We start from the raw sequence: 12936 nt of genomic DNA, 5'->3' as shown, positions 1-12936 counted from the left end.
AAAGATTCCTTATGTCCGACGAGTTCAAAATTTTCGTAGATCTCACCGTTTCCGTTCCCATTATTCATATCGAAGGAGAAATCACTTCGGAAGCAGATGAGGAGATCGTTGGTAAATACGAATCCATTCCCGTTGAAAAAAGAAACAGAGTGATCCTGAACTTTCAGGGAACTTCCTACATAAATTCGGCCGGGATCGCTACTTTAATCAGCCTGATCACCAGAGCCTCCGAAACGAAGGGCAAGATCGAATTCGCCGGTCTGAACGAACATTTCAGAAAGGTAATGGACATCGTCGGATTAACCGATTTCGTCTTAATCCACAATTCTCTTCAAGAAGCTCTTAAGTAATCCACTTCCGTTTTTTAAAATCCTCGATTACGATTTCCAGATCCGCCGGCGTGTCCACGGACAACCCAGCTTCCTTCGCAACGTAAACTCCGATTCCGTAACCGGCTTCGATCGCACGCAATTGTTCCAGCGATTCGGATTCTTCCAATGCGCTTTTCGGTAGAGAATTGTACTTCAACAAAAAATCACGGTCGTATCCGTAAATTCCCAGATGTCGATACAAGGGAACCGTGACCTTAAACTGACTCGGGATCAAGGATCTGGAAAAATAGATCGCCTTTCCGTTTTGATCCATGATGACCTTTACGCGATTGGGATCGGTTCCATGAGAAATTTCTAATAAAGGAACGGCCGCGGTGCTCATCGTCCATTCCGGATGAGACGCTTTTAAACTCGCGACCCCGTCCACGAGTTCCGGTTCGATTCCGGGTTCGTCTCCTTGGATGTTTACGATCACGGAATAATCGGGAAATTTTTCGGCGACTTCAATGATACGATCGGTTCCGGAAGGATGATCCGCGCTCGTCATCACGCTCTTGCCGCCGAATTTTAATACGACTTTGTGAATTCTTTCGTCGTCGGTTGCGACGACCAACTCGGAAAGAGTGGTCGACCGGGAGGCATTCCGGTACGTCCACTCGATCATCGTTTTATCCCCGATTTTTACGAGAGGTTTTCCCGGAAAGCGAGAGCTCGCATAACGTGCCGGGATCACTCCAAGAATTTTTCTCATCAGTTGACGATAAACTCGGTAAAGTAAACTTCCTGAATTTTTCCTTCGGTAAGAATGTGATTCACCTGAGCTTTGATCTCTTCGCGTAGATCCAATTGATCCTCGATGTTGATCAGTTCGTCCTTGGACTTTCTTCCCACGATCAGGTTGATCAAATCCCGCATCTGCGCGTTTCTTTCCGCTAATTCGGCGGATAAGGTTTGATCTTCCTTGGCGATCCCGAACGCGAGTTTCATTTTCACGAAGTGAGCCTCGCCTTTGTCCGAAGTGTTGATTCTAAATTCTTCCGTAAAGTTATAGTTGGCCAACGGCGGAGGAGGTTTTACCAACGCTACGTTCTTCATCTGTTTAAACGTACTCGTCGCTGTTTGTTTCGCGACTACCATCGCGATGATCGCGACGATGATAATTCCGAATATGGCTCCGGCTACATAAAGAAGCCATTTGATAATGGGCGACGTACCACCGCCACCCTCGGCGGCGGGGAGCCCGCCTTCTTCCTCGTCTATTTCCGCATCACCCATGGGTTTGCCTCCTGAATTTTAACGTTAGTCGTTCTTCCGATCACTCTTTGCCAGGTACGCTGGATTCGGAGCCGGGAATTTTCGTTTTTGGAAGTCCAAAGTTCGTTTCATATGGACTTCTCTTGGTTGACTTATCGGTCATAATTACGATATCGATTCTTCGGTTGTACGCTTTCGCTTCGGGTGTTCCCGAATATTCGACCACCAAAGGTCTGAACGCTCCGAAACTCACAGCTTGAAACCAGGCCGGATCCAACTTCTCCACGTTGATGATATAATCCGTGGAGTTGATCGCTCTCGCTCCCGCGAGATCCCAGTTGTTGATATAAGCTCGTTCTTCCTTTCCGGGGGGAATTCCGGGATTGACCGCGTCCGCGTCACAGTGTCCTTCCACTCTTACGAAACGATCCAATTCTTTGATAAGCGAACTCGCTTTACGAAGTGCGATCTTGATCGAATCCGTTAGAACCGCCGAACCCGGATTGAAATAATCCGCGCTTACGAGAGAGATAATCAAACCTCTTTCGTCTTCGGTGATCTTTACCTTTCCAGCTTCCACTTCCGGTTTAAAAAGTTCGGTGGCAAGTTTTTTAGATTTCGACAGAGCCTTTCCGGTCGTCTGAGAAGGAAGACTTTCAATGTTCATTCCCATCTCTTCCAATCTACCTTTGGAAAGAGTTTGTCCTCCGTCGAAAAATCCGGTCGTCGTTTTGAACGCCGAAAGAATGATCTGCATTTCGATCGCGTTCGTTTTACCGGTGGTATAAAGCATGATGAAGAAGCACAACAACAGCGTCACCATGTCCCCGTAGGTAAGCATATACTCGGGGATATTCTGAATACATTCCGGACATTTTGCTTTTGCCATAATGAAAGCCCGAGTTTACTCGCTGTCGTCCTTGAGAACGTCTCTTTCCGACGGAGGAAGAAAAGAGGATAACTTATCCTTCACGATTCTCGGGTTGTCCCCCGATTGAATCGAAAGAGTTCCTTCGATCATGATCTGTTTGATCGTAAGTTCGTCTTCGGATTTTCTCATGAGTTTTTTCATGACGGGAATCGCGAACATGTTCGCGCCCATGGATCCGTATAACGTCGTAATCAAAGCCGCCGCCATCCCCGTTCCGATCGCCGAAGGGTCACCGGAACCGAGGTTCTTCAACATCTGAACGAGTCCGATCAGAGTTCCGATCATCCCGAAGGCCGGAGCCAAGGCGCCCCAGTTTTCCCACCAAGCCTTTCCGTTACTATGACGGGAAGCGATGTTTCCCATCTCCGTTTCCATGATGTTACGAACGAGTTCCGGGTCGGTTCCGTCCACGACGAGAGTAATTCCCTTACGTAAGAATTCGTCGGGAAGTTCGTTTACGTCGTCTTCAAGCGCGAGAAGACCTTCCCTTCTCGCCTTCTCCGAAAAGGAGACTAACGTTTTAATCAATTCTATAAGATCGTGTTTTTCGGTTCTAAAAACTTTTTGAGTAACCTTTCCAACCGCGAGAGTGGATTCCCAAGGTACCGCCATGATCGTTCCCGCAGTAGCCCCTCCGAACGTAATCAAGATCGAAGGAACGTCAAAAAGATCCAATGGACTTAACCCTGCGGAAATGATCCCGAAGATCATCAGGACGCTCGCGCCACCTAAGCCGACTATTGTTCCAAAATCCATGTTGTATTAATCCATCCTTTTGAACTGATCCGGAGAAGATCCCATAGGAAACACAAGAATCCGTTTTTTATATTCTAAGATTTTTTCGATAACTTCGGGAACGGATTCTTTCACCACATACTTTCGATCGTTGGAAAGAGTAATCGTAGTGTCGGGATTGGCTTCAAGACTCTCAATGTGAGAAGCGTTGAGTACAAACTCGTCCCCTTTTAGTCTATGAAGTAGAATCAAAACGGTTATCCTTTTTTCCTTGGAGTTCTGATTCTATTCTCGACCTGCTTTTTGATTTCGATAATGAATTTTTCCTCGGTAAAACGACTTACGTTCTTCTGAAAATCGGAAGTTTTCCAGGAAATCCGGTCGGCTTGTTCGATCGCGGCTTGCAAAGATTCCACGGTTTGTTCGGGGAAGAATACTCCGGTTTTCCCCGCGACCACCGTTTCCAAGGCCCCGCCCTTTCCGAAAGCGATGACCGGAGTTGCGTAGGCCTGAGCTTCTACGGGGGCGATTCCGAAATCTTCCATTCCCGGAAAGATAAACGCCTTCGCCTTTTTGTAATATTCGAGGACCTCTTCGCGCTTTAGATGGGGAAGAATCTCGATGTTTTTCGGAAGATCGGAAGTCAGTTTCTTAAATTCTTGTCCGCCTCCGATCAGAACAAGACGTTTGCCGTTCTTACGAAACGTTTCGATGGCGAGATCGATTCTTTTGTAAGGCGCAAAGGCGGAGACGATGAGATAGAAGTCGTCCTTTGTTTGAGAATCGACCTTCCACTTTTCGGGCAAACAAGGAGGAAAGATTACCTTAGATTCTCTACGATAGAATTTTTGAATTCTCCTCGCGACGAACTCCGAGTTGGACCAAAAAGAATCCACCCTTGAAGAAGAAGCCACATCCCAGGTCCGCAGATAATTCGAAATCGCTTCGAATGCAAAAAATTTCAAACCCTTGCGCGATGGAAAATAATCGTAATACAAATCCCAAACGTAACGCATCGGAGAATGGACATAGCTAAAATGAATCGAATCCGGATCGGTGATCACTCCCTTCGCCACACAATGGGAAGAAGAGATCACAAGATCGTATCCTTTTAGATCGAGGGATTCGATCGCCGTCGGAAACAAAGGAAGATACCAACGATACTTGGAATCCTTAAACGGAAGATTGTTCGTAAACGCGGTCGTGATCTTTCTTTGTTCGATCCGTGGGTTCAACTTTCCGGGTGTGTAGAATAACGTAAATAGGTCGGCTGTCGGATAAATTTTTAAGAGAGAATCGAGGACGAGTTCTCCTCCGCGCATTCCGTTCAGCCAGTCATGGATGATGGCAACTTTCATATTGGATTTATCGGTCGGTTCGGAGATTTTCAGTCGGAGGAAAGTGTGGGAACTATTACGTTCTTAGCGACGTACGAAGTAAATTTTCGAAAATGTAGGAACTACTACATTCTCCGTGGCTACGATGATTCTTCCGACATACGATAGCCAAAAACCGATCCTCCCGATTTCGTTTTACTTGACAAGTTGACAAGAAAAAGTTTAAAATCGGAATATGAAATCCTTTCCCGTAGGCGAACTCAAATCGAATTTTTCCAAAGTTCTCGAATCCGTTAAAAACGGAGAACAGATAGGCATTCTTTACGGAAAAGGCAAAAAACCGGTCGCAATGATCGTGCCGATCTCTCCTAAAAAACCGGCTAAACGAAAAATCGGATTCTTAGATCAAAAATCGAAAATAACCTTTTCCGAAGATTTTAAAATTTCAGAGGAAGAATTTCTCGATTCACCATGAAATATCTTCTGGATACGCACGTAATTTTATGGGCAATCGGATCTTCAAATCTTCTCAGCAAAAGGGCGAGAGAAATCATTGAAAACCCGGAAAACGCCATATATGCAAGTTCAATCTCGTTGTGGGAAATTTCTCTCAAATGTAAATTAGGAAAACTTAAAATTACCGGATTCAAACCTTCTCAGATTCCCGATTTATTAACGAAACTCAATATTGAAATCATTCCTTTGGAAGCCGATGAGGCAAGCAGTTACGATTCTTTAACGGAATCCCATCACAAAGATCCGTTCGATCGAATGTTAATTTGGCAGGCGATGAAACGAAAGCTAACCATTGTTAGTAAGGATTCTGAGATGAAAAAGTATAAGGCTCGCGGTTTAAAAACGATTTGGTAAAACGAAAAATGTAGGATCTATTACAAGTTCTCTCTTATACCGTTGTTCCGACAAATCGTGTAGGATCTACTACAACTTCCCGAAATAGTAATCGTTCCCGACACTACCGATCAAAGTCGTCCTACGATACAAATTGATCGTAAACGGAGTCGGCGCAGAACGTTCCAACTTGCGATAACCTTCCGTATAACGACGGGCGTCGTTGCCGAAAATTCTCGCGTCGGTAAGGAGTTCCAACACGTTGTCGTATGTTTCCGGAGAATTGATGATCTGAGGAATCGTTCCGCGGTTCGACTTCAGCTTTTCCGAAATCTCATAAAGATTGGTAAACGAAGCGCGAATATCCTCTCGATTCTCGCGAATCACACCCGTGGAAGCCGCGAAAAAATCCTCAAAGTAATCGGCCGAAGGTAAGAAGTCCGGAGGTCTTTGTTCTTCTTCCAAATACGTCGGTTGAAAGAATGTAGTGTCTTCCTTTTCCGACGAACCCGGATCGATATCGATGGTTCTACCCGAAAGAATCGTATTGGTTTGAAAGGTGATCTTATAATTGTCCCAAAGAGTGATCGGTTCCTTCAAACGAATCACGATTTCGATCGCCTTGGTTTGATCCTTATTTAAGAATTTCTGATCTCCTACTTCGTCGATCGGAACCACGTCCAAACTCAAAACGATCCCTCTTTCCACGCCCAAAATCCGCACCGGCGCGCCGGGATGAATTCCTTCCAAACGAGGATAATAGATCTTCATCGTGTATGGATAATCGTCCTTGGTTCCCGCCTTTTCGATCACGGAAATATACATTCCCAAGGAAAAAGCCAGGAAGAAGATCACTCCCGTAAGGACCGCTGTGTGTTTGGTAAGATTCATAATGAGTTCAGCTTCTTTTCAGATCCCGGTTTCAAACTTGGACGTTCCGATTTTTTAGAAAAATGTAGGAACTACTACCTTTCGAATTCTCGGCATTTCGTACTTCCGACCTTTACGACGATGAATCATTTTAACAAAGCGGCAAACCTTTTCCAAACTTCCTCAAAACCTTTCTGAAAGACCGCGTCGACAACGGGCCTTCAGAAAAACGGATGTACTCCACGCAACAAATCCCGATATTGGAACCAGAGAAGAAATTTCCCTGAAGAATTTATCATGAGACATAATCTGATTGACTTTCTACGAGAATTTGTGCAGAAAAGGAGAAACATTCTCCTTTTGGCTCTCCTCGTCGGAATCTTGAGCATTGGGATGATTCTCGGGTTCGGTTTTCAAGGGATTCCCCGAGAATTGAATAAGTTAATCATTACGGGGCATGAAAAGCTCAAAACGGAAGAAATCGTAAGAATGCTTGAAATTCAACCCGGAACCTCCTTCGACACGCTGGACTTGGATCTTCTGGAAAAAAGGGTCTCCAGACTTCCCCGAGTCAATTCCGCCCGCATTACTAAAAAGTCGGAAGACCAACTTCTCATCGAACTTACCGAAAGAAAGGCCGTTTACATCGTAAACTCCGACGGACATTTATACGAGATCGATGGCGAGTTACGACTTCTTTCCAAAGACGACGTTCGCGAAAAGGACCTTTGTGTTCTTTCCGGAAATTTTCCGATTAAGAATGGATCGATCCAAGACGCAAGTTTCCGCGATCTTTATAATTCCGTCGAACAAGCGTTTAGAATGTATCCCGCGTTAAAGCCGAGAATCTCCGAGGTTCTTCTACAAGAAGACGGAGAAATTTTCTTCTTCGCGGACGAACCGATTCGCTTGAGAATTCAGATCGGCACTCTTCTTCATAGGGATCAGGTTCGCAAACTCTACGCTATATTAGCATATTTTGAAAAAGACAAGATCGAATCCGAACTTGTGGACATCCGAGGAGAAGACGCAGTCTATCATTGATATGTTGGAACCGAGAGATAGAATCATCGCCGCATTGGACCTCGGGACCTCTTTGACAAAAGTGGTCGTGGCCCGACCTATCTCCGAATACGAAGTGGAAATCATAGGAACCGGAGCATATCCTTCTTCCGGAGTCAAAAACGGATCCATCATCAATATCGAATCCACCACCCGGTCCATCATCGAAGCCGTAAGCGAAGCCGAACTCATGTCCGGTCAGGAAATTTCTTCCGTAGCGGTAAACATCACCGGCAAAACTGTAAAGGCGGATAACTCTAAGGGAGTTGTGGCAATCACGAACCGAGATCGAACCGTAACCGAACCGGATGTGGTTCGAGTGATCGAAGCCGCACAAGCGATCCGTGTTCCCGCGGATCAACAAATCCTTCACGTTCTTTCCAAAGAATTCTCGGTGGACGATCAAACGAGTATCCGCGATCCGATCGGAATGACCGGAGTTCGTCTCGAAGCGGAAGTTCATATCGTGACCGCGGGTATAACAGCAATTCATAATTTAGAAAAATGTGTTGAATCATCGGGGCTCGTCTGCGAGGTCATGATTCTTTCCAGCCTCGCATCATCCGAAGCCGTGTTGACCTCGGGTGAGAAGGATCTCGGAACCGCCGTTCTCGACATAGGCGCCGGAATCTGCGATCTGATCGTTTACGTAGACGGAGGGATTTCTTATTCTTCCGTGATTCCGTTCGGAGGAATCAACGTCACGAGCGACATTTCCATCGGACTCAAAACCACATTAGAAACAGCCGAACTACTCAAAAAAAGATACGGTCATACCGTTCTTTCCGAAATCGATCCCACGGAAACGATCGAGATTCCTCCCATCAGCGGAAGACCCGCAAGACAAGTGCTCCGTGAAGAACTCGTTTCCATCATCGAACCGAGAATGCGCGAAATTTTCGAGATGGTCGACAAGGAACTCGAAAAGTCCGGCAAAAAAGGACTTCTTGCGGGAGGAGTGATTCTTACCGGAGGAGGAAGCCTTCTCGAAGGAATCGACACCCTTGCGGAAGACGTGTTTCGTCTAACGGCTTCCAGGGCAAGACCGGGCGGAATCAGCGGACTCGCGGAGAAGGCGTCTTCGCCCGAATTCTCGACCGTAATCGGAATGATCAAATACGCAGATAGAATGACGGACATGGATCAGAAATCCGTGGACCGTTCGGAAGGTTGGACGAAAAAAATCAGAAGATGGATCGAAGACAATCTTTGAACCAACTCCATTAGGAAAACAGAATATGATCCGATTTGAAGAAGAAACAAAAACCAGTCCCGCAGTCATTAAAGTATTCGGAATCGGCGGCGGCGGTATGAATGCCGTCACCAGAATGTCCAATTCCACTTTGAAAGGAGTGGAGTTTGCGATTCTCAACACGGACGAACAGGTTCTTCTTCGTTCTCCCGTGGAAAACAAAATCATCTTAGGAACCAAAGCGACTCGCGGTATGGGAGCGGGTGGCGATCCCGAACTCGGTTACAAGGCCGCCGAAGAGGATAAGGAAAGAATCCAATCGTCTTTGCGCGGAGCCGATATGGTTTTTATCACTGCGGGAATGGGCGGTGGAACCGGAACCGGAGCCGCGCCCGTAATCGCAAAGATCGCAAAAGAAATGAAATGTCTCGTGGTCGGAGTTGTCACACTTCCATTCTCCTTTGAAGGCAGAAGAAGAATGGAACTCGCACGCAAAGGAATCGAACAACTCCGTTCTCACGTGGATACGTTGATTCTCATCAACAACGATTCGATCTTTAGAGTTGTGGATAAAAACACTCCGATCGATCTCGCGTTTCAAGTGATCGACGATATTCTTTTGAACGCAGTTCGAGGCATCAGCGATATCATCAACAATCCCGGTCTGATCAACGTGGACTTTGCGGACGTTAAGACGATCATGCGCGATACGGGCGACGCGGTCATGGGAGTCGGCGAAGGAAGCGGAGAAGGAAAAGTAAAAGAAGCGGTGGAATACGCGATCAACAATTCGTTGTTAGACTCCACTTCGATCGCAGGCGCGTCCTCTCTTCTCATCAACGTTTCCGGCGGTAAGGATCTTACGATCTCCGATTGGAACGAAGTTTCGGGAATCATCACTTCTCAAGTGGATCCGAATGCGAACATCATCATCGGTCTTCACGAAGACGAAACTCTTTCGAATAAAATCCGTGTAACGGTGATCGCAACCGGTTTTAACAAACGTTCTTCATCGGGTAAACTGATTCAGAATCAGGATTTGGTTACGAGAGTTCAGGAGAATTACGGGTTTCAACGTAAGGCTGTTGGGATGGAGAATTCTTCCTCGGAGAAAAAAGATTTTTTCGGTGAAGAGAACGCGGAATCGCAAAGAAATCCGGGATCGTTGCGTCATCGTTCTCCGAACAGCTCTTCTCCGAAAGCGGAAGACTACGATATCCCGGCTTATTTAAGAAGAAACAGCTCCGGACCTTGATCGGAGCTGAGGTCGATCTACTTCGATTCTTCCTTAGCGAACTTCGAACATTCTTTTAAGTCGCCGAACTTTTCCTTTGCCAACTCACATTGAACCTGTTTCAACGTTTTGTCGGACATACAACGCAATACGATCGCCCGAGACATATCCGGTTGAAGAATCTGCTTCAACATGAGCTGACGCATACCTGTGGGAATTTCCTCATCCGTAGATTGTGCGATCAACTTTACGTTGTGCATTTGATTCTCCACACATTCTTCTTCGTTCGGAGTTTTTCTACAATCCAGTAAGAATAAGGATACGATCGTTAGGGTTAAAAAAAGAAAAGCGGACTTGCGCCCGCTTTTCTTATCACTTGGAAGATTCAAAAGAATCGGCTTATTTCGCGTTGCTTTCATCAACCGCAAAAGTAGCTTCTACTCTTTTTCTAAGTTCTCTCAGATACGTTTTTTTCGCACCGTTGATTTTCATAGCTTCTTCGTAGAGTTTAATTGCTTTTTCGAAATCACCGGAAGAGAAGTAGTAAGTTCCGAGGTTCGCTTTTGCTCCCCAAGACTGACCCTTCGCTTTTTTGTCGGCTTTTTCCCATGCTTCTTTTGCTTTTTTGAAGCTTGGAGTTTCACCTTGGATTTCTTCGTAACCTTCAGTAAGAAGTTCTTTTACTTCTTCATCTTCGTCTTTTACGAAAATTTCGATCTTCTCGGTTTTAACAAGAGGAGAAAGTCTGCCCTTGATGTAAGCCGCGGCTTCGTCAAGACCTTGTCCGAAAGAATCAAGAACTGATGGGCAAGAAAGATTTCCAACGCTGTTGAAGATTTTTGCAGGATTAGAAACGACAGCCTTCTTCACTTCACCGGTGTCAACTTTGATCAAAGTTGCATCGAGAGGAATCAACATGTAACGAACGCCTGTCGGTTTAGAAACAGGATCGTTTCCTGTGTTCACTTCTTTACCGGTTGCGATAGAAGCCGCGAAACCGGCTACTTTCAAACCAGCCGCTACCGCGTCGATTTTGTTTTCGCTACCACATTCAGTGTAAGGTTTTTGATAACCGATGTAAAGAATCGCTTCTGCACCGAGAAGGTTTCCGATCTTCGCTCTGGACTTAGTAATACCAGTAAGAGAAAGAGTCGCTTCGTTCAGAACGTCCGCACGTTTGCTAAGGTCGATCAGTTTGTAATAGGATTCTTTGTCGAATGCTTCGAAAACTTTAGAAGGCATTTGATCGATAAAGCTGGAACCTTCTCCGAAGATCGCTTCCCAAAGACTTTTCTTTGGAGGCTCAACTGCCAGACCTACGTTGCGAATTGTTCCGAGGAATTTTTGAAGAGCACGGCCTTCTTTATCTTTCGGGAATACCGGATATTCTACATCTACTGTATCTGCACAATTTCCTAAGAACATAAGGAGAACTAGCACAGCAATTAGAGAAGATAATTTTCTCATGGTAAAGTAACACCAACCTGTTTGATTTTGGGGATAAGGGCTTATTTAAAATTCAAAAAGAATCGTGTCAATATATTTTAGAATGGGCCGAATCGGAATTGAACAATCGACGATTTTCCCGTCGTTTTTTTGATTGTATCGAGACTTCTCGTGAAAGAAATTGAAAAGGAATGGATTTTGCTACGCACAAACGATACGTTTTAATTCTCCTTTGTATCGTAGTCGTTTTCGGTTGTATCGCTCGCAAGAAAGAAGCGGATACACAGAACCAACAACTTCTTAGCTGGTTGCTCGCCTCCGGTTCCAACCCTTCCTGCGTGGACTATTACACTCAGGAGAATTTATGTTTAAAATCTCCCGTATCAATCAACGACAAATGTTCGAGTAACGAATTGGATAAGTTAGAAAACGGAATTCAACCCGCCAATCTGCAAAAACGGGAAATTCTGGAAGAGCTTCTTCGTTGCTGGAGCAAATGCAATTCCACATTCTTCCTAAGTTATAGTTCGGGCTCGTCTTGCTCCTTTGAAACCGAGTCGGATTACGTCACTGCCAAACGTTCATCTTCCGCAAATAGCGGGAATCTTTGGAGACAGTGTCAGTCTAATTGTAACACGGGAATCGATTCTTCCTTTCCAAAGCTAAAAGGAATTTCAACAACGACGACATATTGGCCTTACCCATGAAAACTCTCGAAGAAGTAACCAAAGCACTCAAAACCACTTATATGGAACACGAGGTCGAAGCAAAACTTCCTCTGATCCAAGAAATTCAAAGATTGAAAAAAGAGAAGAACGCGGTTCTTCTCGGTCACAATTACATGACACCCGACGTTTTTCACGGTGTCTCCGACATCACGGGTGATTCTCTTTACTTAAGTAAGGTCGCGGCGGACACCGACGCGGATATCATTCTTTTCAACGGGGTTCATTTTATGGCGGAGACCGCAAAGCTTATGTCTCCGCAAAAGAAAGTGTTGATCGCGGATTTGAAAGCGGGTTGTTCTCTCGCCGAAAGTATCACAAGACAGGATGTGATCGATCTCAAACAAAAATATCCGGGCGTTCCCGTCGTGACGTATGTGAACTGCACCGCGGACGTAAAAGCGGAAACCGATATTTGTTGCACATCGGCAAACGCATTGCAAGTCGTTGAATCCTTGGAAAGCGACACGGTTATCTTTTTGCCCGATCGTTATCTCGCCGCAAACGTTCAGAATCTTACTAAGAAAAAAATCATCACACATCCCGGAAGTTGTATGGTTCACGAAATGTATTCCGCGGAAGACATCGAACTTACGAGAAGACAATTCCCCGGCGTCACAGTGATCTCTCATCCGGAATGTAAAACCGAGGTGGTCGATCATTCGGATTATTCGGGTTCCACTTCTCAGATGAGCGAGTTCATCAAGAAATCCGGAGCTAAGAATATTTTTCTCATCACGGAATGTTCCATGGGAGACAATCTGCGTTCCGAGTTTCCGGATCGTCATTTCGTTTCGACTTGCCAGGTTTGTCCTCACATGAAACGGATCACGTTGGAAAAAATCAGAGACGCATTGCTCTACGATCAATACGAGATTCATCTCGACCCGGAAGTCATCGAAAAGGGAAGAATGTCCGTACAGAGAATGTTGGATCTTTCCTTTAAAAAGTAAAAACGATCGTTTATCG

General features: G+C 45.4%; 17 protein-coding genes. 8 read left to right on the top strand and 9 right to left on the bottom strand.

All coding sequences use genetic code 11. The annotated features are described in order from the left end of the window. The first annotated feature begins 11 nt into the window (after positions 1–11). Positions 12–350, top strand: coding sequence for an STAS domain-containing protein (locus CH367_RS01880; RefSeq protein ID WP_100760807.1), 339 nt, complete (start codon positions 12–14; stop codon positions 348–350). Here the strand turns inward: CH367_RS01880 and kdsB are convergent. The 6 genes from kdsB to CH367_RS01850 are packed head-to-tail and all read right to left on the bottom strand — an operon-like array spanning position 343 to position 4610. Next, the gene (gene kdsB, locus CH367_RS01875) at positions 343–1083 is read right to left on the bottom strand and encodes a 3-deoxy-manno-octulosonate cytidylyltransferase (RefSeq protein ID WP_100760806.1); all 741 of its coding nucleotides are present in this window, start codon (positions 1081–1083) and stop codon (positions 343–345) included. The two genes, CH367_RS01880 and kdsB, sit on opposite strands and share 8 nt — an antisense overlap. After that, the gene (locus CH367_RS01870) at positions 1083–1607 is read right to left on the bottom strand and encodes a flagellar basal body-associated FliL family protein (protein ID WP_010573664.1); all 525 of its coding nucleotides are present in this window, start codon (positions 1605–1607) and stop codon (positions 1083–1085) included. Before CH367_RS01870 ends, kdsB begins: the two co-directional genes overlap by 1 nt. A 40-nt stretch (positions 1608–1647) precedes the next feature. Beyond that, positions 1648–2475 (bottom strand): flagellar motor protein MotB, encoded by an 828-nt coding sequence (gene motB, locus CH367_RS01865; RefSeq protein ID WP_100760805.1) that lies wholly within the window; start codon positions 2473–2475, stop codon positions 1648–1650. 15 nt (positions 2476–2490) lie between these two features. Next, positions 2491–3273 (bottom strand): motility protein A, encoded by a 783-nt coding sequence (locus CH367_RS01860; RefSeq protein ID WP_100760804.1) that lies wholly within the window; start codon positions 3271–3273, stop codon positions 2491–2493. A gap of 6 nt (positions 3274–3279) precedes the next feature. Then, on the bottom strand, positions 3280–3504 hold the full coding sequence (locus CH367_RS01855; protein ID WP_100760803.1) for a flagellar FlbD family protein: 225 nt from the start codon (positions 3502–3504) through the stop codon (positions 3280–3282). A 5-nt stretch (positions 3505–3509) separates the two neighbouring features. Further along, positions 3510–4610 (bottom strand): glycosyltransferase, encoded by a 1101-nt coding sequence (locus CH367_RS01850; RefSeq protein ID WP_100760802.1) that lies wholly within the window; start codon positions 4608–4610, stop codon positions 3510–3512. 214 nt (positions 4611–4824) lie between these two features. Here CH367_RS01850 and CH367_RS01845 point away from each other — a divergent pair, with 214 nt between their 5' ends. Both CH367_RS01845 and CH367_RS01840 read left to right on the top strand, forming a co-directional pair. Continuing rightward, the gene (locus tag CH367_RS01845; protein WP_100760801.1) at positions 4825–5064 is read left to right on the top strand and encodes a type II toxin-antitoxin system Phd/YefM family antitoxin; all 240 of its coding nucleotides are present in this window, start codon (positions 4825–4827) and stop codon (positions 5062–5064) included. Beyond that, entirely contained in the window at positions 5061–5459 is a 399-nt protein-coding gene (locus CH367_RS01840; RefSeq protein WP_100760800.1) for a type II toxin-antitoxin system VapC family toxin, read from the top strand. Before CH367_RS01845 ends, CH367_RS01840 begins: the two co-directional genes overlap by 4 nt. A 69-nt stretch (positions 5460–5528) precedes the next feature. On the opposite strand, the gene CH367_RS01835 is transcribed toward CH367_RS01840, so the two are convergent. Next, positions 5529–6329: an MlaD family protein gene (locus CH367_RS01835; RefSeq protein WP_100760799.1), complete on the bottom strand. Its 801-nt coding sequence runs from the start codon at positions 6327–6329 to the stop codon at positions 5529–5531. Positions 6330–6605: 276 nt separating this feature from the next. Here CH367_RS01835 and CH367_RS01830 point away from each other — a divergent pair, with 276 nt between their 5' ends. The 3 genes from CH367_RS01830 to ftsZ are packed head-to-tail and all read left to right on the top strand — an operon-like array spanning position 6606 to position 9817. After that, entirely contained in the window at positions 6606–7352 is a 747-nt protein-coding gene (locus CH367_RS01830; protein WP_100760798.1) for a cell division protein FtsQ/DivIB, read from the top strand. Between the two features lies 1 nt (position 7353). Then, the gene (gene ftsA, locus CH367_RS01825; protein WP_100760797.1) at positions 7354–8583 is read left to right on the top strand and encodes a cell division protein FtsA; all 1230 of its coding nucleotides are present in this window, start codon (positions 7354–7356) and stop codon (positions 8581–8583) included. A 25-nt stretch (positions 8584–8608) separates the two neighbouring features. Beyond that, entirely contained in the window at positions 8609–9817 is a 1209-nt protein-coding gene (ftsZ, locus tag CH367_RS01820) for a cell division protein FtsZ (protein WP_100760796.1), read from the top strand. 17 nt (positions 9818–9834) lie between these two features. Here the strand turns inward: ftsZ and lep are convergent, their stop codons facing one another. Then, positions 9835–10215, bottom strand: coding sequence for a LipL41-expression chaperone Lep (gene lep / locus CH367_RS01815; protein ID WP_100760795.1), 381 nt, complete (start codon positions 10213–10215; stop codon positions 9835–9837). Continuing rightward, entirely contained in the window at positions 10196–11263 is a 1068-nt protein-coding gene (locus CH367_RS01810) for a lipoprotein LipL41 (protein ID WP_100760794.1), read from the bottom strand. The genes lep and CH367_RS01810 overlap by 20 nt, the downstream gene beginning before the upstream one ends. A 170-nt stretch (positions 11264–11433) precedes the next feature. On the opposite strand from CH367_RS01810, the gene CH367_RS01805 reads away from it, so the two are divergent. Both CH367_RS01805 and nadA read left to right on the top strand, forming a co-directional pair. Next, entirely contained in the window at positions 11434–11949 is a 516-nt protein-coding gene (locus CH367_RS01805; protein WP_100760793.1) for a hypothetical protein, read from the top strand. Further along, entirely contained in the window at positions 11946–12920 is a 975-nt protein-coding gene (gene nadA / locus CH367_RS01800; protein ID WP_100760792.1) for a quinolinate synthase NadA, read from the top strand. Before CH367_RS01805 ends, nadA begins: the two co-directional genes overlap by 4 nt. The last annotated feature ends 16 nt before the right edge of the window (positions 12921–12936 follow it).

The organism is Leptospira barantonii, assembly GCF_002811925.1.
Classification (GTDB): Bacteria; Spirochaetota; Leptospiria; order Leptospirales; family Leptospiraceae; genus Leptospira; species Leptospira barantonii.
The sequence above is the reverse complement of the archived record's forward strand: the minus strand, read 5'-3'. Positions and strand labels throughout refer to the sequence as shown.